At 45.1% G+C, this 24,106-nt stretch carries 31 protein-coding genes, 3 tRNA genes and 1 pseudogene; 15 read left to right on the forward strand and 20 right to left on the reverse strand.

From position 1 onward, the window contains the following. The first annotated feature begins 27 nt into the window (after positions 1–27). Genes PISL_RS02390 through PISL_RS02415 form a run of 6 tightly spaced genes read left to right on the forward strand, consistent with a single transcriptional unit; the run spans position 28 to position 3,698 of the window. Entirely contained in the window at positions 28–1,059 is a 1,032-nt protein-coding gene (locus PISL_RS02390) for a 50S ribosomal protein L10 (protein WP_011762221.1), read from the forward strand. Beyond that, positions 1,060–2,004 (forward strand): mevalonate kinase, encoded by a 945-nt coding sequence (gene mvk / locus PISL_RS02395; RefSeq protein ID WP_011762222.1) that lies wholly within the window; start codon positions 1,060–1,062, stop codon positions 2,002–2,004. Beyond that, on the forward strand, positions 2,001–2,243 hold the full coding sequence (locus PISL_RS02400; protein WP_011762223.1) for a hypothetical protein: 243 nt from the start codon (positions 2,001–2,003) through the stop codon (positions 2,241–2,243). Before mvk ends, PISL_RS02400 begins: the two co-directional genes overlap by 4 nt. An 8-nt stretch (positions 2,244–2,251) precedes the next feature. Next, positions 2,252–3,037 (forward strand): uridine phosphorylase, encoded by a 786-nt coding sequence (gene udp, locus PISL_RS02405; protein WP_011762224.1) that lies wholly within the window; start codon positions 2,252–2,254, stop codon positions 3,035–3,037. Further along, positions 3,009–3,245: a hypothetical protein gene (locus PISL_RS02410; RefSeq protein ID WP_011762225.1), complete on the forward strand. Its 237-nt coding sequence runs from the start codon at positions 3,009–3,011 to the stop codon at positions 3,243–3,245. The genes udp and PISL_RS02410 overlap by 29 nt, the downstream gene beginning before the upstream one ends. Before the next feature lie 24 nt (positions 3,246–3,269). Continuing rightward, on the forward strand, positions 3,270–3,698 hold the full coding sequence (locus PISL_RS02415; RefSeq protein WP_011762226.1) for a RecB-family nuclease: 429 nt from the start codon (positions 3,270–3,272) through the stop codon (positions 3,696–3,698). Here PISL_RS02415 and PISL_RS02420 read toward each other — a convergent pair. Genes PISL_RS02420 through PISL_RS02440 form a run of 5 tightly spaced genes read right to left on the reverse strand, consistent with a single transcriptional unit; the run spans position 3,695 to position 8,620 of the window. Further along, the gene (locus tag PISL_RS02420; RefSeq protein ID WP_011762227.1) at positions 3,695–4,042 is read right to left on the reverse strand and encodes an Hsp20/alpha crystallin family protein; all 348 of its coding nucleotides are present in this window, start codon (positions 4,040–4,042) and stop codon (positions 3,695–3,697) included. The genes PISL_RS02415 and PISL_RS02420 overlap by 4 nt on opposite strands. A gap of 26 nt (positions 4,043–4,068) precedes the next feature. After that, complete coding sequence (locus tag PISL_RS02425; protein ID WP_011762228.1) at positions 4,069–4,968, reverse strand: ABC transporter permease; 900 nt, start codon at positions 4,966–4,968, stop codon at positions 4,069–4,071. Then, the gene (locus PISL_RS02430; protein ID WP_011762229.1) at positions 4,965–5,969 is read right to left on the reverse strand and encodes an ABC transporter permease; all 1,005 of its coding nucleotides are present in this window, start codon (positions 5,967–5,969) and stop codon (positions 4,965–4,967) included. Before PISL_RS02430 ends, PISL_RS02425 begins: the two co-directional genes overlap by 4 nt. Then, positions 5,966–7,405, reverse strand: coding sequence for an ABC transporter ATP-binding protein (locus tag PISL_RS02435; protein WP_011762230.1), 1,440 nt, complete (start codon positions 7,403–7,405; stop codon positions 5,966–5,968). The genes PISL_RS02430 and PISL_RS02435 overlap by 4 nt, the downstream gene beginning before the upstream one ends. Further along, positions 7,406–8,620 (reverse strand): BMP family lipoprotein, encoded by a 1,215-nt coding sequence (locus PISL_RS02440; protein ID WP_011762231.1) that lies wholly within the window; start codon positions 8,618–8,620, stop codon positions 7,406–7,408. It lies immediately after the preceding gene. Positions 8,621–8,775: 155 nt separating this feature from the next. On the opposite strand from PISL_RS02440, the gene PISL_RS02445 reads away from it, so the two are divergent. Both PISL_RS02445 and PISL_RS02450 read left to right on the forward strand, forming a co-directional pair. Further along, positions 8,776–9,084 (forward strand): hypothetical protein, encoded by a 309-nt coding sequence (locus tag PISL_RS02445; RefSeq protein ID WP_011762232.1) that lies wholly within the window; start codon positions 8,776–8,778, stop codon positions 9,082–9,084. Next, on the forward strand, positions 9,084–9,386 hold the full coding sequence (locus PISL_RS02450; RefSeq protein WP_011762233.1) for a transcriptional regulator: 303 nt from the start codon (positions 9,084–9,086) through the stop codon (positions 9,384–9,386). The genes PISL_RS02445 and PISL_RS02450 overlap by 1 nt, the downstream gene beginning before the upstream one ends. Here PISL_RS02450 and PISL_RS02455 read toward each other — a convergent pair. Then, entirely contained in the window at positions 9,373–9,534 is a 162-nt protein-coding gene (locus PISL_RS02455) for a 50S ribosomal protein L40e (protein ID WP_011762234.1), read from the reverse strand. The two genes, PISL_RS02450 and PISL_RS02455, sit on opposite strands and share 14 nt — an antisense overlap. Before the next feature lie 135 nt (positions 9,535–9,669). Here PISL_RS02455 and PISL_RS02460 point away from each other — a divergent pair, with 135 nt between their 5' ends. Then, the gene (locus PISL_RS02460; protein ID WP_011762235.1) at positions 9,670–11,589 is read left to right on the forward strand and encodes a hypothetical protein; all 1,920 of its coding nucleotides are present in this window, start codon (positions 9,670–9,672) and stop codon (positions 11,587–11,589) included. On the opposite strand, the pseudogene PISL_RS02465 reads toward PISL_RS02460, so the two are convergent. Beyond that, a pseudogene (locus PISL_RS02465) lies at positions 11,586–12,058 on the reverse strand (Rab family GTPase). The gene PISL_RS02460 and the pseudogene PISL_RS02465 sit on opposite strands and share 4 nt — an antisense overlap. 81 nt (positions 12,059–12,139) lie before the next feature. On the opposite strand from PISL_RS02465, the gene PISL_RS02470 reads away from it, so the two are divergent. After that, entirely contained in the window at positions 12,140–12,709 is a 570-nt protein-coding gene (locus PISL_RS02470; protein ID WP_011762237.1) for a mechanosensitive ion channel domain-containing protein, read from the forward strand. On the opposite strand, the gene PISL_RS02475 is transcribed toward PISL_RS02470, so the two are convergent. Next, entirely contained in the window at positions 12,706–13,428 is a 723-nt protein-coding gene (locus PISL_RS02475) for a hypothetical protein (protein WP_011762238.1), read from the reverse strand. The genes PISL_RS02470 and PISL_RS02475 overlap by 4 nt on opposite strands. Positions 13,429–13,508: 80 nt before the next feature. Here PISL_RS02475 and PISL_RS02480 point away from each other — a divergent pair, with 80 nt between their 5' ends. Further along, a complete protein-coding gene (locus PISL_RS02480) occupies positions 13,509–14,894 on the forward strand; it encodes an acetate--CoA ligase family protein (protein WP_011762239.1) in 1,386 nt (461 codons plus the stop codon). Next, the gene (locus PISL_RS02485; RefSeq protein ID WP_011762240.1) at positions 14,891–15,589 is read left to right on the forward strand and encodes an acetate--CoA ligase family protein; all 699 of its coding nucleotides are present in this window, start codon (positions 14,891–14,893) and stop codon (positions 15,587–15,589) included. Before PISL_RS02480 ends, PISL_RS02485 begins: the two co-directional genes overlap by 4 nt. Here the strand turns inward: PISL_RS02485 and PISL_RS02490 are convergent. The 7 genes from PISL_RS02490 to PISL_RS10580 all read right to left on the reverse strand — a co-directional run bounded on the left by PISL_RS02490 (position 15,590) and on the right by PISL_RS10580 (position 18,759). Further along, positions 15,590–15,666: transfer RNA gene (locus PISL_RS02490), tRNA-Trp, on the reverse strand. It lies immediately after the preceding gene. An 84-nt stretch (positions 15,667–15,750) separates the two neighbouring features. After that, positions 15,751–16,686 (reverse strand): ATPase domain-containing protein, encoded by a 936-nt coding sequence (locus tag PISL_RS02495; protein ID WP_011762241.1) that lies wholly within the window; start codon positions 16,684–16,686, stop codon positions 15,751–15,753. 4 nt (positions 16,687–16,690) lie between these two features. Next, positions 16,691–17,074, reverse strand: coding sequence for a hypothetical protein (locus tag PISL_RS11615; RefSeq protein WP_011762242.1), 384 nt, complete (start codon positions 17,072–17,074; stop codon positions 16,691–16,693). Between the two features lie 77 nt (positions 17,075–17,151). After that, on the reverse strand, positions 17,152–17,679 hold the full coding sequence (locus tag PISL_RS02505; protein ID WP_011762243.1) for a GNAT family N-acetyltransferase: 528 nt from the start codon (positions 17,677–17,679) through the stop codon (positions 17,152–17,154). Further along, positions 17,667–18,482, reverse strand: a complete 816-nt coding sequence (locus tag PISL_RS02510) for an aldo/keto reductase (protein WP_053240278.1) — start codon at positions 18,480–18,482, stop codon at positions 17,667–17,669. The genes PISL_RS02505 and PISL_RS02510 overlap by 13 nt, the downstream gene beginning before the upstream one ends. A gap of 33 nt (positions 18,483–18,515) precedes the next feature. Further along, a tRNA-Arg gene (locus PISL_RS02515) sits at positions 18,516–18,616 on the reverse strand. A 35-nt stretch (positions 18,617–18,651) separates the two neighbouring features. Next, positions 18,652–18,759: transfer RNA gene (locus PISL_RS10580), tRNA-Gly, on the reverse strand. A gap of 84 nt (positions 18,760–18,843) precedes the next feature. On the opposite strand from PISL_RS10580, the gene cc1 reads away from it, so the two are divergent. After that, entirely contained in the window at positions 18,844–19,017 is a 174-nt protein-coding gene (gene cc1 / locus PISL_RS02520; RefSeq protein ID WP_011762245.1) for a DNA-binding protein CC1, read from the forward strand. A gap of 21 nt (positions 19,018–19,038) precedes the next feature. Here the strand turns inward: cc1 and PISL_RS02525 are convergent, their stop codons facing one another. After that, on the reverse strand, positions 19,039–20,031 hold the full coding sequence (locus tag PISL_RS02525) for a pelota family protein (RefSeq protein WP_011762246.1): 993 nt from the start codon (positions 20,029–20,031) through the stop codon (positions 19,039–19,041). Positions 20,032–20,168: 137 nt separating this feature from the next. Between PISL_RS02525 and PISL_RS10585 the strand changes: the two genes are divergently transcribed. Beyond that, positions 20,169–20,324, forward strand: coding sequence for a hypothetical protein (locus tag PISL_RS10585; protein ID WP_011762247.1), 156 nt, complete (start codon positions 20,169–20,171; stop codon positions 20,322–20,324). On the opposite strand, the gene PISL_RS02530 is transcribed toward PISL_RS10585, so the two are convergent. Genes PISL_RS02530 through PISL_RS02540 form a run of 3 tightly spaced genes read right to left on the reverse strand, consistent with a single transcriptional unit; the run spans position 20,314 to position 22,165 of the window. Then, entirely contained in the window at positions 20,314–20,931 is a 618-nt protein-coding gene (locus PISL_RS02530) for a thioredoxin domain-containing protein (protein WP_011762248.1), read from the reverse strand. The two genes, PISL_RS10585 and PISL_RS02530, sit on opposite strands and share 11 nt — an antisense overlap. 23 nt (positions 20,932–20,954) lie before the next feature. Then, entirely contained in the window at positions 20,955–21,461 is a 507-nt protein-coding gene (locus PISL_RS02535; protein WP_011762249.1) for a GTP-dependent dephospho-CoA kinase family protein, read from the reverse strand. Then, positions 21,458–22,165: an MBL fold metallo-hydrolase gene (locus PISL_RS02540; protein ID WP_011762250.1), complete on the reverse strand. Its 708-nt coding sequence runs from the start codon at positions 22,163–22,165 to the stop codon at positions 21,458–21,460. Before PISL_RS02540 ends, PISL_RS02535 begins: the two co-directional genes overlap by 4 nt. Before the next feature lie 46 nt (positions 22,166–22,211). Between PISL_RS02540 and PISL_RS02545 the strand changes: the two genes are divergently transcribed. Then, positions 22,212–23,561, forward strand: a complete 1,350-nt coding sequence (locus PISL_RS02545) for a nucleotide sugar dehydrogenase (protein ID WP_011762251.1) — start codon at positions 22,212–22,214, stop codon at positions 23,559–23,561. On the opposite strand, the gene PISL_RS02550 is transcribed toward PISL_RS02545, so the two are convergent. After that, entirely contained in the window at positions 23,558–24,091 is a 534-nt protein-coding gene (locus tag PISL_RS02550; RefSeq protein ID WP_053240535.1) for a 2-oxoacid:acceptor oxidoreductase subunit gamma family protein, read from the reverse strand. The two genes, PISL_RS02545 and PISL_RS02550, sit on opposite strands and share 4 nt — an antisense overlap. Between the last annotated feature and the right edge of the window lie 15 nt (positions 24,092–24,106).

Raw genomic sequence — 24,106 nt, forward strand, 5'->3', positions numbered from 1 at the left:
TTTAAATACAGCAAGTTCTTCGTTTTGATGCTCGCCATAGGCAAGAGGAGATATGTAAGAACTAAGCCATATCCACGGCGTAAGGTTAAAATAGTAGAAGAGGCCATAGATTTATTAAAACGCTATCAATATATCTTTCTATTTGACCTACACGGGCTTTCTGCCAGAATTCTACACGAATACAGATATAGGTTAAGACCATATGGTCAGATTAAGATTATAAAGCCTACGTTATTTAAAATCGCGTTTACTAAAGCCTACGGAGGTGTGCCAATAGATATCGCAGAAAAAGTCCGGGGCGAAATAGGCTTCTTTTTCACAAATGCCAACCCTGCAGAGGTTATTAAAATAATCGCTGAAAATAGCGTTAGAAGAGCCGCCAAGCCTGGAGACAAAGCGCCTTTTGATATAGTCGTCCCAGCAGGTCCTACAAACGCATCGCCAGGCCCTATAATTTCTAAATTCGGCAAATTGAAAATCCCCACTAGAGTTCAAGAAGGTAAGATCTGGATTGTAAAAGATACTGTAGTTGCCAAAGCCGGTCAAGAGATTACGCCAGAAATAGCTGAGGTTCTCAGAGTAGTTGGGATAGAGCCTATATTTGAACAACTAAGGCTTATAGGCGTTATTTGGAAGGGCAAGAGATTTGTAGAAATAGCCGAGCTTGCCGTAGACGTCGGTAAGTACAAAGAGCTATTTGAAGCCGCAGCTGTTTATGCAAAGAATTTAGCGCTTAACATAGTCTACCCAACTAGAGAGGTATTGCAAATAGTTATACCGGCGGCTCATATGAGGGCAGTTGCTCTTGCAGCTAGACTCGGCGTAGTGACTAGAGAGACGTTACCAATGTTATTAAGCAGAGCAATTGCAGAGGCTAACTCCTTGGCGGCTTTAGTTGCATCTAAGGCACCGGAACTCGGTCTATCTGTGTCAACAGTGCCACAACCTACGTCACAACAACCGATACAACCTACTGAAACTCCAAAAGAGAGCGCCGAGGAGAAAAAGGAGGGACCTAGCGAGGAGGAAATCGCGGGATCTTTGGCGTCTCTCTTTTAAATGGTAAAGGTTTTTGCACCCGGCGTTGTAAAATTATTTGGAGAACACGCCGTTGTATACGGCAAGCCGGCTATAGCAACTACAATTGACAGAGGAGTTTTCATAGAGTGTGAAAAAAGCGACCGTCTCATTATCGAGTCAATAGGCACGCCATCTACGCTTGTGTACCTCCCAGAAGAGGGGCGTTTAGAGGCTTTAGGCGCAGAACGTTTTTTTGCATATGTAAATACCGCTCTTAAAATTGCTAGAGAAAGATGGGGCAAGCTTAAGGCTAGGTTTTCTATAAAAAGCGAACTTCCGCCTAGCATAGGCGCTGCGACATCAGCCGCCGTTTCTGTAGGCATTTTAAAAGCATACTCTTTATGCGCCAACGTTGAAGTTAGTAAAGAGGAACTCGCCAAGCTTGGACATCAAGTGGAGCTTAATGTACAGGGAATTGCATCGCCTATGGACACTACCGCTGTGGCGATAGGGGGGGTTTTAAAAATCTGGGCTCACCCCTTTCGAGTTGAAAAACTAGACGTGTCTCTTCCACAGTTTTACATAGTGGTACTCCCCCGCAGAGGCACAACTGGCGAAATTGTAGCTGACGTAAAAGCTCTATTGGATAGACGGCGTTCTGCACAATCTGTAATTAATGCAATAGGCGAGGTGGTGGAGGAGGCAGAGGGGTGTTTAAGACGCGGCGATTTAAATTGTGTCGGAGAGTTAATGATTTTAAACAATTGGCTACTGGGAGCTCTTGGAGTTGTAGACAACAGAGTGATGACGCTCTTAGATTTACTTAAGACGTTTGTCTATGGCGGAAAAATTAGTGGAGCTGGCAGAGGCGGCGTGGTGTTAATACTACCTAAAGACGAGACCGTAGTAGAGAAAATACTTTCGGCAACCGGCTATACATATTTCAAGGTCTCTATTTCTAAGACAGGGGTGGTTGCCATATGACTCAGATAGTGGGCCTCCTTGGGCTACTTCTAATTGCTTCGGCTTGGGCTGTCAATATAGCTCGCAAAAGCCCTCCCCCTCCGCTTGATCTCACCCTCTTGTATCTCCTGGGGAGTGTCGTACTTACGGTTTATGCATTAATACTTGGCGACATTATCTTCACAGTACTAAATGCTGTATCTAGTATGCTCTCCCTTATTAATCTCCTACGGGCACTACGTATTAAAAACCAAGGCTAAACACATATATGGCACAAAGACCTAAGATAGGAGCTAAGGCGTATCACCTCTTGTTGGCGCCTGGCGAAGTCCCGCGGTATGTACTTCTGCCGGGAGACCCAGGGAGAGTGCCGCTTATTGCAAAATATTGGGATAACGCCAGAGAGGTTGCAAAAAATAGAGAGTTTGTTACATGGGTGGGTACATATAGGGGCGTTCAAATTGGAGCCACTTCTACTGGAATAGGCTCTGGCTCTACCGCAATTGCTATCGAAGAGTTATTATACGCCGGCGCAGACACCTTTATTAGAGTGGGGACTACAGGCGCCTTACGGAGAGAAATAAAACTAGGCGACGTGATAATTGGAGCCGCCGCAGTACGTTTTGATGGAGCTTCAAAATGGTATGCGCCGCCGGAGTATCCGGCTGTTGCCCATTGGTTAGTAGTAAAGGCGCTGATAGAGGCGGCGGAAGCTCTAAAAGTTAGATATCACGTCGGCATTGTAGCATCTACAGATTCGTTCTACGTTGGCCAAGAACGGCCTGGGTATGGCGGTTTTATGCCGCCGTGGGCAAAAGGGCTTATAGAAACTCTGAGAGCTCTCAGAGTACTATCTTTTGAAATGGAAAGCGCAACTATATACACCCTCTCCTCTATCTATGGCGCAAGAGCCGGCGGAGTTTACGCAGTAATTGCAAATAGAGAGACAGACGAATTTTCTCCAGAAGTCGGCGTTGAGGAGGCTGTAAGAGTCGCAAATGAGGCCGTGAGGATATTAGCTGAGTATGATAATAAAGGTAGTTCAAATACGTGACACAGCAATTATAGAGCTTAGCCTGCCGCCTTGTGCCGACGTATTTACTTTCAAGATTAGCAGTAGAGAACTAGAAATTTGCGGCAAGACGTACGTCCTAAGTGAGGAGATAGGCGAATTTAAAAGGGGGCTTCTCCTATTGGAGAAAACCCCATTTTTTATCGAGTGTGACGAGGGGAATTGCATAGCTGCTAAGGCGCAAGTATAAAAATGCCGCCGGTTAGCTAAAACCATGGAGGTGCTTGTGGCAGCATATAATGTAAGTTCTGTGCCAAAGATGTTAGAACTAGCCAAAGTTACATATGGCTTTGGCTTAAAACGATTTATACTCATTAAGGTGTTTGGAGCGGCGGCGCAACAGATAGGAGACCTCTTTAAGCTTGCGTTTAAAATGGGCGGAGAGGTATTAGTATTTAACGACATAGCCGATGCAGTGGATATTTTAAAACCAGATATTATATATGCATTAGGGCGCCCCGACAGAGATACAAAACCTATAGAGAAGGTAGATGGGAAAATTATGTTATTAGTACATGGGGCGGACTTGTCGTTTTCGCCTAGAGAACTACCCCCAGGCGCAATTATGAGCCACGCCGTGGCAAAAGACATAGGCTCAACAGGACAGCTTGCGATTGCGCTATATAGATTACTAGGCGCCTAGCCACGGACTGGGATTTTTATTTCCTCTTCTCTGATTTTCTTAGCCGTAATTATAAGCACGCCGTTTTTATACAAAGCAGATGCTGTAGAGGGGTCTATCCTAACTGGCAGACGTATAAGTTTTGAATATTTTCTATCTCCTCTAGCGCCCTCGGCCTTAATTAACGAGCCGTCTTTTGTTACCGAAAGAGATATATCGCTAGCCTCAAGCCCCGGCATATCTATCTCTATCCTAATCCCGTCGCCTTCTTCAACGAGATGATAGTCTCTCTTTTCTTTAATTTCCTCAATCATTTTTTGAAACGACTTTGTCACCTCTTCTATAGCTCTTTTGAAATCTTCCATATCTCTAGCTACAGTTTGTATTTTAATTATTCTCTTCTAAAGACTTTGCCGACGGCCCTCGGCGGCTTAGCCCTCCCAATTACTCCCGCAACTATCAACAACGTTGCGATATACGGAATCATCCTAGTTATTTCATATCTAGCTACGCCCACTGTCTGTAGCCAATATGACAAAGCGTCAAAAAAGCCAAATATAAAAGCTCCGACAATGGCCAACAGGGGATTCCAATTGGAGAATACAACGTTGGCAAGCGCTATAAACCCCCTCCCTGCAGAAATCTCCTTTGTAACGACAGAGAGATACGCGGTGCTTAGATACGCCCCGGCTAAAGATGCCAATGCCGACCCAATAATCGTAGAGAGTAACCTCACCTTGTATACATCTATGCCCATGTTATACGCCGAGTCTGGATCCTCGCCACACGCCCTAATTATAATGCCCACTCTAGATTTAAATAAGACATACCACATGATCCCCGCAACGATAAATGTAAAAACAGTAACCCACATGGGATCTGCCTTTGCCCAATCTGGTACTTGTTTATATCCAGCCACACCCCAATAAGCTTGTATACCGTAGGCCACAGCCCCCGCCGCAAATAGGTTTATTGCAACTCCGCTGATAATCTGATCGCCGGCTAGATATGTTGAGATATAGCCATGTATCAATCCCACTGAGGCGCCTATGGCAATAGCAGCCGACATAGCAATTATCGGCCATACGAGGTCTGGCAACCACATCCCCACGCGGTAACGGAGATAATCTACCGCTAGAGGAGCGACAAACGCACCCAGTAACATTATCCCCTCCAGCCCTATGTTAACAACACCGCTACGCTCCATTAGAATCTCGCCTAAAGAAGCGAGAAGAATCGGCACAGATGCCAAAAGCGCTTGTATGATTAGAAGAAGGAGTAGTTCTGTCATGTCTTTTTTAACATCTGTATAGCTAATAACAATATTATAACGCCTTGTATTATCCTCACAAACTCAAAGGGCGTTCCAGCCTCTATTTGCATATGTCTCGCACCTTCTTGTAAAACGCCGAGGAATAACGCCGCAATAGCCACGCCTATGGGATGTCCGCGGCCTAACATAGCTGCGGTAATTCCGTCGAAACCTAAGCCATAAACATTGGCGAGATTTCTCATTAAGCTATAAGACGGCGGCTTGGCGACCACTTGCATAACGCCGGCAACGCCCGCCGTTAATGCGCCTATTAAAAACGACAGCATTATCGACCGCATAGGCTCAATGCCGTAGGACTTAGCTACTATTGGGTTTTGACCGCTTATAGAAATTCGATAGCCCCATACACTGTATTTAACAAAGATATAAACAAACAAAGCTATTATATAAGACAACGGAACTGCCGCCGTGAGATCTGTCCCAGCTACTAGCGGCGTTAGACGCGCTGGCTCAGGTGTTTTTATAGACTCCTCTGGCTGAAGAGGATTTGTAAATACTGTAGACACAGCCATTATTACAACCCAATACGCAATCCAATTCATCATTATAGTAGTTATCACCTCGTTTACCCCTCTCCAGATTTTAAGAAGAGCAGGTACTAAAGACCAAACACAAGCTAAAGTCAACCCTATAAACAACGCAAGAGGTAACGCCAAACTACTCTTTGTAATATATGCCGCAACTACAGCGCCCAAAGCCCCCATATATACTTGGCCCTCTGCACCTATGTTAAACAAACCTGCTCTTAAACCTACGGCGAAGGTAAGACCGGTTAGAACTATTGGCGCCGAAAAGGCCAGTGCAGAAAAGAAATATGTATAGTCTAAGAGCGGGGTAAATAACATAGATCTATACGACATTATTGGGTCGTATCCAGAGATCCACATAACTACTGCGCCTATGGCAAAGGCGGTGACAAGCGTAAGAACTACGTCTAACAATGGAAGAGGTATCCTCATAACCCTGCCATCTTCTTACCCACTAGGTCTACCCTCATCTCTTCTACAGGGCCTAAAGCCACTATTTTGCCTCTGTAGATAACCGCGATGGTGTCCGCCAATTTGTATGCCTCATCTAAGTCGCTTGTCACAAGTAAAATGCCTGCTCCGTTATTCCTCGCCTTCATAAGCAACTGATGGACATACTCTGTCGTAGCTACGTCTAAGCCGCGTGTAGGTTGATGCGCTATTATTAGCTTAGCCCCCCTACTTAGCTCACGCCCAACTACAAGTTTTTGTTGATTCCCACCCGATAGGTGACGTACAAAAGCCCTGGGGCCAGGAGCTACTATGCCAAATTCTTTAATTAGCTTTGTCGCAAATTGTTTCGCCAAAGTCCATGAAATTATCCCTCTTTTTGCAAACTCACTCTCTTTACCAATTATCGCATTTTCAACAAGCGTAAATTCTGGTATCAACGCTTTTCTCAACCTATCGTCGGGGATATAAGCCAGTCTGCCGTATATTTTGATCACACCCCTTCTCCACCTCCTTAAGCCTACTATAGCTTCAACTAAATGTTCCTGACCGTTGCCTTCTACACCAACAACGGCCAAAATCTCCCTCTCTCTCACTTTAAAACTCACGCCTTGTACGACAGCTCTGCCGCCCTCGTAGATCCATAAATCTTCTACTTCAAGCACGAAGTTTTCCCCCGGTTTCTGAATTCTTTCGACACGTTCTATTTTTAACTCGCCGACCATAGATTCAACTAATCCCCTGGGGTCATAGGGAGGAAGAAATTCTGCAACTTTTACGCCTCTTCTCAATACTACGACGCGATCAGCTATTTCCAATACCTCAGGTATTTTATGAGTGATATAGACTATCGATTTGCCAAGGCTCCTCAATTTTTTTATTACTTGGAAAAGAGATCTCACCTCTGGAGGCGAGAGCACTGTGGTAGGCTCGTCTAATATAAGCAAATCCGCGCCCCAGTAGAGAGCCTTTACTATTTCAACTCTCTGTCTTACACCAAGGGGCAACTCCTCCACATCTCTATCCCACTCAATTTCAAATCCAAGCTCTTCCGATATCTTAACAGCTCTTTCTTTTAACACCGTTGATATAGGTTTTAAACTTGCTCCCTCTAAAATAGCCAGATTTTCCAAAGCTGTAAGTCCAGGTATAAGAGAGGGGTGTTGGTGAACCATAGCAATTCCAAGCTTTAATGCGTCTCTCGCACTTCTAAACCTCACCCTCTTGTCGTTTACATATATCTCGCCAGAGGTAGGTCTGTAAACTCCCGCCAATATCTTCATTAGAGTTGTTTTCCCAGCCCCATTTTCGCCTAACAATGCCAAAATCTCGCCTGGAAAAATTTCAAGAGAGACACCCCTAAGGGCGTATGTACCATCTGAAAAAATCTTGTGTATTTCCCTGAGAAAAACCTTCATTTAGCTAACTCTGCCAAGGCCAAGCTCTTTTCTAAGTTGAACAACTTGGTCCTGCGTAGTGGGCAGAGGCACTTTCTCTTTGCCAGAGATTATGTCTTGTCTTAACATACCAATAGCATCCCAAATCCACGCCGGTATTTTAGACCTCATCTCTCTGACAGTCTCAATAATTTTCTGAGCATCCTCCTGTCTAACAGCCCCCGCCTTAATGCCAATTTCTAAAAACTGCGACAAATCGTCAAGTGTACTCACAGAAACGCCGCCTTCTTTAAGACCTAGTTCTAAAACACCGCCTTTGAATGTCCCCTCAACTGCCATCTTGGTTGCAGTATAAACGCCGACATCTACTCTCTTCATCATAGAAGCGAGGATAAAGCCTGGCTTAATATAGTCCTGATCTGCGTCTACTCCAATTGCAAAAGGCGGCCCCATATTCTTCCCAGCCTTCCTACCAGCCTCTGCAACAGCCTCAAAAACTCCCAACCCCGTAGCGCCTGCAGCCTGATATATCACACATACTCCCTGCGAAAGCATAACTTCAGCCGCTTGTTTACCCTTGGCGGGGTCGTTAAAAGACCCAGTATATATGTACAAGATGTCAAACTTTGTATCTTTGCCAAACTTCTGTTTGATATACCGCTCGGCCCATCTCACGCCGTATGCATACCCAATTTCAAACTTCCAGAGGACGGGTATCTCCATGCCTAATACAATACCGACTTTTGTACAGTTGAAATAATATGCTGTAAGCGCCGCCAAAGCACCAACGAGAGCCGAGCCCTCGTTTTCCCGATACAGTATTGAAACCACATTTGTCCTATCTGGCACATACCCATCAACAATGGCGAATTTGACATTTGGATACTCTTGCGATACTTGTTTAACGGCGTCTGTCATTAAGAAACCTACAGCAACTATTAAAGCCGCATCACCTGACCTCGCGGCAGCTCTTAAGTTAGGCACATAATCGTCTTGTGTTCTACTTTGTACCTCCTTCAAGCCAAGTCCAAAGTCCTTTGCCGCCTTTGAGGCCCCTAGATATGCCATATCATTAAACGAGAGGTCTCCCCTACCTCCAATGTCATATACCACATATACGTTCTTAGTCTGTACAGTAGTCTGGGCGGGTTTTGGCTGCTGAGTTATATACAGTATAGCTAAAGCCGCTATAACAACTGCGACAATAGCCCCAAGGGCTAATGTTTTAGAAGCCATATAAATAGCTATTTAGGACTATTTATATGTTACCATCGCTAAGATTTATTAAATTCCACTAGACATATGTATGTGAAGACGCTTACAAGGTCTGACAGATGAGGAGGGCTGAGCAACTGATCTATATCTTTTTATATAGGTGATAAAGTTCTACTATGAACTACAGTGTGGAACATGCAAAAGTGAAAGAGCTAATTGAGAAAGCCCAATGCACGGGGGCTTCTCCACTAGATGTAGTTAACTGTATAATTGAACAGCTGAGGTCTGCCGGATACACTCCAACGACTACACAGTTGTTAGATGCAAATGTCGACCCCGCCGAGAGGCTTGAACAAGCGAGATTTATACGATTTGAGGCCCGTAGAGAGGGAGATAAAAACCTCCACATATTTACTTTTGCACTACTTAAGCCAGGCGGAGTTTATAAGCCTCTCTGGCTTCAGTCCGCCGTAATTGAAAAGTAATGGAAACCATCAGAGAGCGACTTATAAAGATTCTGCTTGAGAGTAAGGAGCCGCTCACTATACACCAACTACAGTCGTTAGCTCAGACAGAGTTGAAACCAAACGAATTATATGAAGAGTTAGAACATGTAAGAAGGACTTTGAAAAGAATGGGGTACCGCCTAGTGATAGTGCCAGCCACGTGTAAAAAGTGCGGCTATCAGTTTACAGATAGAGAGAAGTTGAAAAAGCCGAGTAGATGCCCGCGCTGTAAGAGTGAGAGAATTGAGCCGCCTAGGTTTTATGTGGTTACTTCTTCTTAAACTTCTTAGGCCGTAGATTTCTAGAGCGGCAGCGGCGGCATTTCTCCGCATCTGGGGGATTCCGCGCGCCGCACTCTCTACAGATCTTATACTGGAATTTGTGTTTCATTACTATAGCCAACTTCTCAGGATCTAGCGTGATAGGCATAGGTGGTTTGGAGATTTCAAATTTATATACTTATCACTCCACTTCTCTCTCTTCTACGGCCTCTCCGAGAGACCGAAAAGGGAGAAGAGACGATCTAAGATCGATGAAGTTAAATAACTGTAAAGTGACGAACATGTGTCTACTTCTCTTTTAGGCATAGCAAGAGACGGCGATGAGTATTATATTCTTAATATTACAGAGGGCTACAAGTCACGTCTTGTTTACTGGTTTAGAGATCTCGAAAACCGTATCTCTGCCGCACTTAAGATAGGCACGTCGGTTGTATTACTGGGGCCTCACGGCTCTGGCAAATCTGTACTCGCGCGTTATATAGCCGCAAAGTTTGTAAGCGAGTATTACGCAGTCATAGACCTAGGCGTAGATGTTGTCACTTTTGACAACTTGCTCGAAATACTTCCCGAGGTACCCAACGCAATGGGGTTTTACGACCCTCTTGGGATATCGTTTTACGACAATCCACATCTCCCAAGAGCCGAGTTGGCCGTGCCCTGGATACGGCGGTGTCAGTATATAATAGACCGCGCCTTTTATCTAAACACACGTGACATACCGACGTTATTAGTATTGCCATATGACTTGTTTCGCTACTCCCCGTGTAAGACATACATAGAGAAGAACTCGAAAATTGTCGACATAGCAGAATATCTACGTAACATAGATGTGCCTTCTATATTAAAGAGCGTGTTTTCTACACATGCAGCAGCTCTAGGCTGCAAGACTTCAAACCCAGACCCATACATAGACTACGTCTTGCAGAAACACAGCGATTTAAGTGGAGTTTTTGCCTTGGCGACATACGGCGGTAGGCTCTATGCCAGAAATAGATGCGCCCCATACAAACCAGATGTGTTATACCAAGACGTTATAAAAGAGCTTGCAAAGATATACTACAGACTATATCGAGAACTCTTCTTCCCAACTTGCCAAATCGCCAGAGCCTTAGCTATTCCTCTTTTATTAAGTCTACAGGGCCAACATATACCACCGGCAATTATACACCCGCTTTCAAATGCAGATAGAATTTCTAGGAGACTGTATATATTGAGCAGAGCTTCTGCAACCCTAGACTCGGCGGCTAGAGAAGAGATACTTGAAGAACTAAAAGAGCTATATCAACCACAGGAAGAGTTTGTCGACATAGCAGAGTGGGCTTCTGCGCCTAAGGAAAGCGTCGTAGTGGAATCGCTTAAGCTATCTATTAGAGAAGATCGTTGTACTAATATACAAGGAAGCCCTATACATAAAATAAGGACGGTTTACAAAGGCCTTATGACTCTAGACTATAGATATGCTATTGATCTAGCTAAGGCAGTAGCTTCAATAGCGCTGGGCATAGATATATGTAAAGAGGATATAGGTAAATATCTTTGTTACAGAGGGGAGGTACCCCAGATAATTATCGAAGCACTGGGCGGCGATAAGAGAATAACTCTTGAGACACATATTGTGTCGCCTACCCCCCGCTGTCTTGAAGATGGCATTGAACTACTGACTCAACTAGCTGCTGTAGATGCAAGAAGAGCCCCGCTTCAATGTCTAGAGAAGTTTATAGAAGTTCTTTATAGCACAGTCCAGAAAAATCCAGAAAGTCTTGTTAAATTTTATAAACTATATAGAGACTATATGGAAATAGTTGCGGAGAGGGTAGCTACGCCTATTCTTAGAAAATTCGCGCTGGCGCATTACTATGGCGTTGTGCCAAGCGAAGCCACTCCGATTTTAAAGAGGATACTAGAAGTTGCGCAAGAAGATTACAAGACCGTTGCGACGGTTCTAGCGTCTCTAGCTACTTTGACGTCTGAAGATGTCGCTAGTCTACTGCCCACTTGCGACTGTCCCTATCTAAGGGCGTTCTCCGCGTATCAAATAGCTAGAAAGCTTCTGGAGACTGACCGGTCTCAAGAAGTATTAAAAATTCTCGACGTCACAATTACAGAAGTTAAACGTGGCGACCCACGGCATGAATATACACCACAGTTTATCCAAGAGGTAGAGGAGCTCTATCGGCAAGTGGCTTTAGAGCTTATTGTTTAAAGTACTACCTTTATTAGGTCTCTGGCGTCGCCTTTTAAAGCAGATATATAATATATCTCCTGTGCTCCTACCGCTACAGCGATTTCATCAGCCTCAATATAGAAGCCGTATTCACGCGCGAGATCCATTTTATTTCCCACGACAGCTAGTCTTTTAAACGGCTTTATCCCCCTATCTAACAAGTCGCTGTGTATTTCTACCAAAGCTTTCAGAGTATCGTAGTGAAGTAAATCATACATATATACGGCCTTGTCTACATAAAAAGTCCACATCTTGGCAAAGTTTTGGACTACCTCAATGACATACTGCCCTGGTACATCGATGAGATTTACCTCTCTATTGGCAATATAAAGGCAGTAGACGCCAGGACGCAGAGTTACAGTAGGCCTAATCGACAGCCCCATAACCTATATGTAAGCGTTGTCTTGCCTACACTACAGACGCCCAAGAGGGCAACGATGTGGCACACGTCACATCTACAGGCACTATATAAATAGGAAGTGTCTCTCTAACCACCGTTATATTTAAAAATAAGTGAAAAAAGACGCGTATGAATCCGGTAGGAAGACTTGCGTTGTGGATAATGATGTACATTGTTGTAATGGCTGTTGTACAATACGCTTTCCAATTTGTAACTAGTAACATATATAAAGATGCGATGAGCTACAAGGTCTACGTCGATATTCTACTCACTCTATTCTTTGGGTGGCAGATTGTAAAAGCGTTTGCAGATATTGTGGCGTTGCCTGTTGCTAAAAAACAGGGAGAGACCGCCGGAAAGGCTGTGGCAAATCTAATAAAACTTTTGGGCATAGGCGCTCTGGTAGCATCTCTAGCAGGCGCCGTCTCTGGCGGCGCCGCTGCGGCGGCTTTAGGCGGTTTTATCGGATTGGTAATAGGCTTTGCAACTCAGCAAGTGCTTAGCCAAGCGGTAGCCGGCATCTTTCTACTTCTCGCAAGGCCGTTTAAAATTGGCGACAAAATTGTAGGCGCCGGCCAAGAAGGCATAGTCGAAGACATAGGCGCTATGTACACTGTTGTTAAAGATGCCGAGGGTAACAAGATCTTAATACCTAACAACAAACTAATAGGCGATATACTGAAGATAAAGAAGTCTTAGCTTTTTTCAAACCATACCTCAACCTCCCAATTTTCTCTTGGGATAACCACCGCGAGCGCCGGCCTCAAACCCAACTTCTCCATTATCTGTTGTCTCTTCTGTAGAAGAGTTCTCTTTTTCCTAAGCTTTGGATCTGTGGGGCGCATTGTGGTTTTAACCTCGACGTGGTAGACCACCCCATTTTCAACTAGTAGAAAATCCACCTCTCTAAGCGTTTCTATCACTGATGCGACAAAATCAGGCTCGCCTCTAAGTCTTTCATAGATAACAGCCGCTATCTCTATATCTGTCTCTGTAAAAATGTCGAAGTCTTTTAGGAGCGTGGGCGATACGCCCTTTAATACATAGTCTTTTAACTCTTTTAGCCCCAAGGAGAGAAGTAGGGCGTAGACGCCCTCTGTATCCCTCCCTATATATTTCACAAGTCCCCTCGGCGGGTCTAAAATCACTGCAGGCGCGCCGTCTTCAACCACAGGGACAAACCACGACTTATGTATAGGCCATTCAGAAAGCACATGTTTAGAATACACGCCACGACCTTTTTCGTGCGGCATTGACGTTCCCCGAGGCGCTATCTTATCCGCAGAGTATAAACCCTCAACTAACATTGCAATAGTCTCACCGCGGGATACTTTCTGTAACACTTTCGCAAATATATACTCGCCAAAATAGCCTATTCCAGCGCCTAGTGTCTCCAACAGATTTACCCTAATCAACACTCGGTATAGAGCCTAAATTTTTCAAACCATCGTTTAATTACACGACGCATATATATTTATATATTGGCTATAGATAGCTTGTGATTTCTAAACTTTTCGACCCCCAGAGCGTGGCGTTGGTAGGAGCGTCAACAAAACAAGGGTCCGTCGGATATGTTATCCTAGAGAATTTAGTCACTAGATTTAAGGGCGTTGTATATCCAGTAAATCCAAAATATGACGAAGTAGAGCTTTGGGGCCGTCGGATTAAATTTTACAAATCTATCTTGGAGATAGATGCGCCAATAGACGCCGTAGTTATAGCAACGCCCGCGCCTACTGTACCTAAGATACTTGAGGAGGCTGGCCTTAAGGGCGTCCCAGTGGCTATTGTAGTAAGTAGCGGCTTTGCAGAAGCTGGAAATGTAGAGCTTGAAAACTGGACAAAGGCTGTGGCAAAACAATATGGCATAAGAGTACTAGGCCCCAACTGCATAGGTGTTTACAACGCATATACAAACTTCGATACAATATTCCTCCCAGCCGATAGAGCCGGTAGACCGCCGCCAGGCCCCCTTGCGTTAATTAGCCAAAGCGGCGCAGTCGCTGCGGCAATTATGGACTGGGCTGCTAGGAGAAAAATAGGCCTTGGCCTTATGGTAAACTACGGCAATAAAATAGACATAACAGAGGTAGAGCTACTAGAGGCCTTTGCGGCAGACGACAGAATAAAAGTAATAACACTATATATCGAGGGTTTTAAATATCCTGGCGAGGCCTCTAGGTTTCTTGAAAGCGTAAGAAAAATAGTGCCGAAAAAACCAGTGGTTGTCTATAAAGCAGGTAGAGGCAGGGCTGCTCAACGCGCAGTGAAAAGCCACACGGCGGCTATGGCTGGGACATACGAGATGTACCACGGACTTTTCCAACAGGCAGGAGTAATAGAGGCTTCGTCTGTTAGAGAAATGTTTGACATGGCTAAGGCCCTTGCCTATCAGCCGATTCCACGCGGTAAGCGGGTGCTAGTTGTAACAGACAGCGGGGGCATGGGCATACAAGCGGTAGATGCACTAGAGGCACTTGGGCTTGAGGTGCCCGAAGTCCCCGAAAGTATAGCCAACGAGCTAAAGAGAGAGCTTCTCCCATTTGCGGCGGTGTCAAACCCTATAGATGTAACTGGAAGCGCCACAGACGAACACTATAAAATAGTGCTAGATACGTTGCTCCCAACAGCATTTTTCGACATGGCGCTAGTGGTTACTCTAATGCAAGTGCCAGGTCTTACGAAAAACCTCGCAGAGTATATAATCAACAGCAAGAAATATGGCAAGCCTCTTGTTGTTGTCAACTTCGGCGGTAGCGAACTTGTCCAAAAGTTTGAAGACATATTAGAGGACAATGGAATACCTGTATATCCAACACCGGAAAGAGCGGCAAAAGCCCTGTGGGCTTTATATAAATACGCAGAGGTGAAAAGAAAAATATGACACACACAATTGTAGCTAAAGCCCTTGCCGAAGCTAGAAACAAGTTGAGAGAAGATGAGGCGCTAGCTCTACTTAAGGCATATGGAATACCAACTCCGGACTTCGCCCTAGCTCGCGACGAAGAGGAGGCGGTCAAGCTAGCTGAACAAATAGGCTATCCAGTAGCTGTAAAAATAGTATCTCCACAGATTGTACACAAGACGGATGTAGGCGGAGTTATCCTAGGGGTGTCAAACGAACGGGAGGTCAGAGAGGCTTGTGTACAAATTAAGGAAATTATCAAAAAGGTGCCATATGCCGAGCTTGAGGGCGTCTTAATACAGAAGATGGTGCCAAAAGGCGTAGAGCTTATAATAGGTACAGTCTACGACGAGATTTTTGGCCACGTAATACTCTTCGGCCTAGGCGGGATATACACCGAAGTTTACAAAGACGTCTCCATGCGTATAGTGCCTATAACTGAAGAAGACGCATGGGAAATGATACGCGAGGTAAAAGCCTATAGAATACTTACGGGCTATAGAGGCATGCCGCCGCGCGACGTAGCCGCGGTTGTAGACATACTAGTAAAGTTTTCACGACTCGTACAAGAAAACCCAGAGATAAGAGAAGCCGATTTAAACCCAGTAATAGCACTTGAAGAGGGGAAAGGAGCGTATGTAGTAGACGCAAGATTCATACTAAAGATGCCGTAGTGGTGGGGCCGGAGGGATTTGAACCCCCGACCTACGGGTCTGGAGCCCGCCGCTCTGCCTGGCTGAGCTACGGCCCCTCTCTACTTTTAGCTCACAGTTTTTAAGCTTTCTCCTACTACAAGACGTGTTATACCACAGATGAGAATAGCTACAAGAGACATCTATTCAAGCCCGGCTTCCGTAATTCTGTACTCTATCCTTACGTCAGGAGCCATACCAGGCACGTCTAATGGCCACATGTAACCCTCTAGCTTCGCCTTGTTAGGCCGCACCATCATAAATCTCGCGTTTACGGTATGTGCCAAGACGTTGCCGCCCGCCGGCCTTTTCACGCCGCCGGCAAAAATCTCGGGCACGTCCATCACTTGATTTGCCAAAATAGAAGTTACGCCGAACGTCCTCGCATGGCGTCTCAGCCAATCGACGAGATAGTGAATTCGCTGTTGTCTAGCCGCCAACATCTCCCTACCGGGAAACTCAGCACGATACAACGCCGTGATTGTATCTATTATCACAAGACGGCAACCCTCTTGTATATGGCGTGGGATGTCGTATTTCACTATCTGTTCTAACTGCATTACATTAGCCGGTTGATATAAAACAAGCGACGTGTCTAATCTCTCAATTTCTACACCAAACCGCCTCGCAATTGTCTCGACGAGCGTTGGGTTAAACGTGCCCTCTGTATCTATATATACAACTCTCGCAGTAAAACCCTCCTTAAGTCCTACCACGGCAAGTTGATGTGCAAACATTGACTTACCAGTGCCATATTCGCCAGCAAATTCATATATAAAGCCCTCCCTTATCCCTCTCCAAGGAGTTTTTTCGTCAAATTCTACAAGCCCAGTCTTAAAAGTCTTGACTTGTCTCTGTCTAAACTCGCCAAATGTCACCGCCTTCACCCCGCCGACTTTTTGCAAAACTTGCTGTAGAAGCTTTACAGCTCTTTCATATTCGATACCTGCCTCAGCTAACTCCTCCGCCGTAAATTCAGATAGATGTTCTAGAGATGTAATACCCAACTCCATTAGCTTTTCAAACGTCTTAGGACCCACGCCCTCAAGCGAAGATAAATCGGCTTTCTTCCTGGACATAAAATCAGTTTATCTCTATGTTAAATTTATTCAGAGGGATAACCGCCTCTTCACACCTCCAGGCTCCCCAAGACGTCATCACTTTTTTACCTCTACACAGAGGTATATATGTGATGAGCCTCACGGTAGGCGAAAAATGAGCGCAACGCCCTTCACTGACTCGGCTAGACGTTTCGCTCAACCTCGCCTTTATATACGCCAAAAGCTCCTCTGTCTCTTCCTCTGTGAGATATCCAACGCCCAATCTCTCAGCGAACTCTCTATCGCCAACCACAAGCACAAGCCTCCTCTCTATGTCTCCGAGCTCTCCCATAGATAAAGCCCTCACGCCAGGAACCCCCTTCCACTCATCTGGCGGCTGACCCCTAAATACAACAACTACCTCCATGCCATAGCCCTACATCCAATTTATAAGATATTACGTAGTTACAACCGAAAGCCTTGCCCTTTAGGGCGGGGAGGGGGTCATACGCCAAGATATGGCTTTAGACAAGTCTCCCGCCACAGCACTTCCACATCGCCGGTATAGGCGGCTATCTCCTCCGGTTTACCGCCTTTTATATATAAGACGTCGTCGTCATAGCCACACGTCGCCTTTAGTAAAACCTCCCTAACGCTAGGAGGCAACTCCCTCCAGGCGTGTCTGGCATAGCCCAGTTTTTCAAACAGTCTCGCTACTGCGACGTTATCTATCGCAGATGTTGCAAGATATGTAGATGCGCCACATAGCCCCTCTACATATCTAACAAGCGAAGTGGCAATCCCCCGTCTCCTATGCTTAGGCGCTACAACTATATAGTAGTGTACACACGTCATCTCTGCAAGACGGACTGCGTAGAAGACCTCAGCCCCCACAGGCTCCCCATCTATATAGACAGTAACGGCGTTTGAGCCAGGCCATCGTTCTAACACCGCCTTTGCGTATTTAACAGGGCCTCTATAATAAAGACCGACAAGTCTCAACGCAGTCTCTCTGTCTATTACGAACTCCACCGCGTTATCTCTAGAAAATCCTCCTCGCTGAGCTCTATCTCTAGAGACCTTACGATCTCGTCGATATGCTCTCTCCTCTCGGCCTTAGGAATAGGCACGACGCCTCTCTTGACATACCAAGCAAGAGCGATTTGAACCGCCGAAGCCCTATACCTTGTTCCAATTTCCATAAGCCTCCGATCTCTAGCAATAGCCCCCTTCTCAAGAGGGGTGTACGCCATGTACATAATCCCATTTGACAAGACATACGGTATGACATTTGCATCATCACTCTTATAATATAAAGAGTAGCGGTTTTGAACTGCCGCCAGCTCGTACTTCTTTGTACAACTTTCAGCCTCCTTGATTTGTCTAAGTGAAAAATTGCTAACGCCAAAAAACTTAATCAAACCTCTATCTACAAGAGTTTCAAACGCCCGTATTGTCTCACATATGGGGACTATCTCTGAAGGCCAGTGAAGCAGATATAGGTCAATATATGTGCCGAGCCTTGCCATACTTTGTTTGGCAGACTTCAACACATCCTCGAAACGCGCGTGGCTAGGCCACACCTTAGAAACAATAAACAGCTCATCTCTTGGAAACCCCTTTATCGCAAGACCCACGAGCTCTTCCGTATGCCCACCTCCATACATCTCAGCTGTGTCTATAAGAGTTATGCCCCGCTCTATTGCGTACCTCAACGCATCTATCCACTCCCTGTCCCTACTTCTATCCGAGACCCAAAAACCCCCACCAATCCCCCAAGTACCCAGCCCCACTGCAGAGACACAACCCACACGCCTAAAACAAACCCTCTTCACAGGAGCAAATTGACACATATTCTAAAACGTAACTGGCGGGCCCGGTGGGATTTGAACCCACGACCTACGGCTCCGGAGGCACGACGGACCTAGCTGGGTCCTCCGCCGCTCTATCCTGACTGAGCTACGGGCCCCGTACCAGCTGGACACCACGCTATATAAAGATTAATGGTGCGGCGGCCGGGATTTGAACCCGGGATCAACGGCTTGGCAGGCCGCCATCCTACTCCGGGGCGGTGGCTCCCCCACCGTCCAAACCAGGCTAGACTACCGCCGCTGTAGGACATACCGCGTTACTTTTTAAGTTTTTCTTTTGCTATTTTAACCGTTCTTTATAAATAGTAATGCTTTTTCAAGGGACATGTCCAAGAAGCAGAAGTTGAAGTTCTACGATATTAAGGCGAAGCAGGCGTTTGAGACTGATCAGTATGAGGTTGTTGAGAAGCAGACTGCCCGCGGGCCGATGTTATTTGCAGTAGCAAAATCCCCATACACAGGAATAAAAGTCTACAGACTAATCGGCAAAAAGAAATAAAAATAAACCCCCCTTTTTCTCTCACCACCTTAATAATGCAACTACTCCTCCCATAGCTTTTAGTCCTGCTCCTACTTCGCTATCCTCTTTAACTATGTGGATTTTGCCCCGCGTCTTATATACCTGAGCAAGAAGGGGCCATATATCTTCAGGTCTTTCTTTAATCAACGTGTCTAGCACTAGCACAGTCTCTATGCGACCGGCATCGGTAGCTTCTCTAACTTCGTTTAAACCTATTGCCACAGAGAGTCTGTCTACTGACAGTTTGTGTATAAATCGCTGATATACATTTATCCCCATTTCAATTTTAAACTTCTCATAGAGACCGCCTCTAATGAATTCATAAACACCTGCAAGACCGCCAGAGCCCTGCGGTACTTTTATTGCCTGTATATACTCACTTGCTTGTTCTATTATCATACTAGGTCCTGCCAATACGACTATGTCGGGCTTATGACGTCGTTTTAACTCGTCTACAACCTCTTTAATAGCAGTAAAGTACTCTTCAAACATGCTATCGTCTTTCCTACCAGTGTTATACATAGTATGTAGGATTTCTACTCCTAGCGCCGTTATATATGCAAAAACGGTTTCTTCATCATCAACAGATATCAGCAAAACCCTTGGCAATACTGCTTTTGCCATGTTAAGAACTTCTATCACGACGTCTAAGGGATAGTCGTATGCCTTTTCTATTTCTATCTCCCTCCCTGGAGTTACATCAAAGGTATGTCTTCTGCCCTTTACCCCCTCGATGCCGTCTTGCACTTCGACAACAGTCCCCCTAATTCTTAAACTACCGCGAAACTTGTGATACTCTAAAGACTCTACCTTTATGGCTAGATATATCTTGATTCTTTCGCCTTCTTTTACGCCATCTGGCTTATACTCTCTAACCGTCCATCCCCTTATGATATCTCCCTTGTCTATAAGTAGGTAGATGAAGTATAAGTCTTCTTCTCTTTCAGGCACCAGTTTTATAATCCTGCGCTTCGTATCTACTTCATATCTCACAACACAAACTTGTTAGGTAATGTAAATGATGAGCCCGACCAAACACGAAGAGTGAAGACGCGGCAGCTGACTGAACTTGCTATAACTGAGATCGCATTATGCGAAATGTTTATATATGAGTGAAAATTTGACTTTACATGAAACCAAATTCGTCATTAGTCGATGAACTAACAAAATTGATAAGCCAGTTTTATGAAAACGGCTATATTGAGGTGGCTAGGCTACTCGAACGCGCTAGAATTCTTGCACTGATGAAAGAAAGAGAAATGTTAATACCTCCTGCTACTGACTAAGAAGAGAGGACACTCTGTTTACATCCGCGCCTACCACTATGTCTATGCTACCGTTTCTTACTATTATAAAGGTAGGCGTACCTATCTGTACCAAGCCTTTCTGTATAAGGAAATTTACCATGGCTCTTTTTACATCTTCAAAATCGTTTTGTGTTGGTGCATTACTACATTGATATTGTCGTAAGAGTTCGAGCTGTTTCTCCGGCCCCTCGTTTAAATATGTAGTATACAGTTGTGTTAACAAGTCGTATGTTTTGTTGCCCAACTGCTTATATGCACAGTGAAGATATCTATGGGCTACAACAGCATCTGGGTGTACAATAAAGTCTACAAATATAAGCCTAAGTTTTCCCTCTAACATAAGCCGCCGATAGAGGGGGTCTAGTTTCTCATGTGCTATAGCGCAATAGGGGCAATGTAAGTCAAATAGCTCTACTAAGACCAAGGGGGCATTTGGGTTGCCAAAAGAGATAGCCCAACTTGGAATTGGTAATGCGCTAGAAACGGCGGTTTGAGACGTAGATGTAGATAAATTTTTGTATATTATTGTCGCCGCGATAATTAAAAAGACCACTATAGCAGTAATGAATAAAGTCCTAGGCCGCATAACGCTGAATAGTAACTGTATTATTAACACTTCTCTAAATACTCAAAGAGTTTACATATTGCGTCTCTATACCAATCTACCGGTATTGCTATCAATGCGCCCATATAGTGACCGTATACTACCACCGAGTGTGGAGGGGCTAGTTTTATAAACGCGAGAGAGAGCATGTCCTCCTCTCCGTTAACTTTTATCATTACGTTGTCTCTTACAGCCTCCTCGACGGCTATCCACGCCTCCTCTGTTATATAACCAGGCGGATTATAAACCTCTATTGTTTTTCTAAAGAAAGTTGGTTTGTCGATTTTGAGACCGCGACGAGTTTTTCCATCTACCGCAGCAGAGGTGGGAGCGAGACTGTATTTGAGGAAGTTTGTTGTTACAATATCGCCAACGGTATATATCTGTTCAATTCCATAACTTTCGACAAGGTCTCTCACTACCTCTATAGAGCGGGGAGGTTCCTTCCATATCGCTACGGGATATGGGAAAGCGAATAGGTCACGCCGACAGCAGAGTTTAAAACACGTCATATTACAACACGGCCGCAAGGCGTGGGCAAAACCACAGTAATCCCCGGCGGCACTATGGGCAACTCTGTGTAAAAGTGAAAAGGTATCAGCATCTTTACGCCAGCCCTTTTTGAAATCTCTATAGCGTCTACAGTGGTGCTATGGCCAACCCTATGGACCTCATCCTCCTGCCCTGGGTTTCCCGAAACTTCATGTATGAGTATATCACAACCGCGTGCAAGTTCTACAACAACGTCGGCTGGCGCCGTGTCTGAGCTATAGGTCGCACATTTACCCTCATGTTCTATTCTCACAGCCAACGTGTCTATAGGATGACTTGTTTTTGCAAACCTCAGTCTTGTCTGCCCCATTGTAACTTCCCTTGTTGCTTCCAAAAATTCCACATATTGAAGCGTATTCTCTATACCAGTGGCTATAGCTAAGGCCTTTGCCGCCTCTAGCGTTTCTCTGTTGGCTATTATCTTCAACTTTTTACCTAGCCTTTTTGCCATAAGCATAAATGTGGGAAGGCCGAGTATATGATCTCCATGTCTATGACTTATGAATATAAGGTCGGGCCAGGGAAGATTGCATTGTATAACACGAGCATATGTACACTCGCCAACGTCTAAAAGTATATTTATATCTGTTTTAACATAAAGAGAGGCGTAGCCGATATAGGGAGAAGATATCCACCCTCCGTATCCCACTATATATATCTCCACCGCGTCAAAGAGCGCACTTTTTAAAAACATTATCCCTAAGAGTGCCATGCTGGCAGACCTCTTAAAGAGGGGTGAGTTAACAATAGCGATCTACGGCTTGGGCTATGTAGGACTTGCGCTGTCTGCGGCGTGGGTGCTTGCGGGAGCTAGGGTTATCGGCGTTGACGTAGATCTTTCAAAAGTAGAGAAGTTGAACGGAGGCGTGGTGGAATTTCCAGAAACCGACGTTGTTGAGACTCTCACATCGGCTATAAAGAGCGGTAAATTTCAGGCGACTACCGATGGAATAATAGCCTCTATTAGGAGCAATGTTAAGATAATTGCGGTGCCTGTCTACCTTAAGAAGTCACCTATTGCAGTAGAGGTAGACTTTTCGGCCTTAACATCCGCAAGCAGAGCTATAGGCGCTGGTCTTAAGAGGGGAGACTTAGTCATTGTAGAGTCTAGCGTTCCGCCAGGTACAACAGAAGATGTAGTAAAGCCTATACTAGAGGGGGTCTCAGGTCTTGTCGCAGAAGAAGATTTCTACCTAGCCTACAGCCCAGAACGTATCATGGTTGGCCATGCGCTGCGGGATATTACAGAAAACTACCCTAAAATAGTCGCCGGAATTGGGCCTAGAAGTACAGAGGAGGCTGCGGAACTATATAGACTTATATCTAAAAAGGGCGTTATAACATTACGGAATGTAAAAGAGGCAGAATTCGAAAAACTCCTAGAGGGCGTATATAGAGATGTCAATATTGCATTAGCTAATGAAATGGCCAAACTAGCAAATGCCATGGGGATTTCTTTTAGAAGGGCTCGAGAGGCGGCAAACAGCCAGCCATATAGCCACGTACATAAGCCTGGCACTGGCGTGGGGGGCAATTGCATACCGGTCTATCCATACTTCTTAATGTGGACTGCGGCGAAATACGGCGTAGAGTTACGACTGACATATCTCGCTAGGCAGATAAATGAAAGACAGCCAGAGGAGGTGGCGTTTGCAACACTCCGCGCCATGTTAAAACACGGCATTAACCCTGCTACGGCAAAAATAACGATATTGGGGCTCGCGTTTAGGGGGGATGTCGATGATTCTCGTGAGAGTCCCACCTATGGCGTAATAGCAACGTTGCTTAAGCTTGGTATTAAACCTACACAGATTGTGGTACACGACCCATATATAAGGCAAGACCGTCAATTATCCACGTGGGGCGTTGTGCTTACACAAGACCTAGAAGTTGCTGTAAAGGGGGCGGACATAGTAGTAGTGTCTACAGATCACTCTATGTACCGTATAGAGGCAAGCAAGATCGCTAAATACATGAAGACCCCTGTGGTTATAGACGCCAGAGGTGTATTAATACCAGATATGGAGATCTACGCGATAGACTCGGGGAATTGGCCCTAACTTATTTTTAATTTTTTCACAATGTCATAAGTCTCAACAATAGCTTTGATATTTGCCTCTAGATATCTCTTAGGGACGTACTCAGCTGTAGCTTTTAGTAAACTTTCCAGAGAGACTGCGCCACTAACAGCCGCAAACGCGGCAGCCATTATTAAATTTACCACAGGCCATCCGGCGACAACTAGGCCGTGTTTAAGAGCTATTGACGTGGCATCTATTGATATATACCAGTCGGCTGGGTTTTTTGTATTTACTATGTACGTAGCGCCTTCTTTGCCGTATTGTTTTACATCTATTTGATCTATGATACGTCCATCTAGCACAATTACGTAGTCGGCTTTTTTAATCGAAGAGTGGAGAAGAACTTCGCCGATTCTCAGATATGCTTTTACAATAGCTCCTCTTCTCTCTGCTCCAAATTCCGGCAATGCCTGCGCCTTCTTACCCTCAAGTGCTGCTGCGTGGGCTAATAGTTGAACTGCTGTTACAGCCCCTTGTCCCCCTCTTCCTAAAAAGATAACTTCATACATAGCGTTTCTAATTAC

The sequence above is a fragment of the Pyrobaculum islandicum DSM 4184 genome, from assembly GCF_000015205.1.
GTDB lineage: Archaea > Thermoproteota > Thermoprotei > Thermoproteales > Thermoproteaceae > Pyrobaculum > Pyrobaculum islandicum.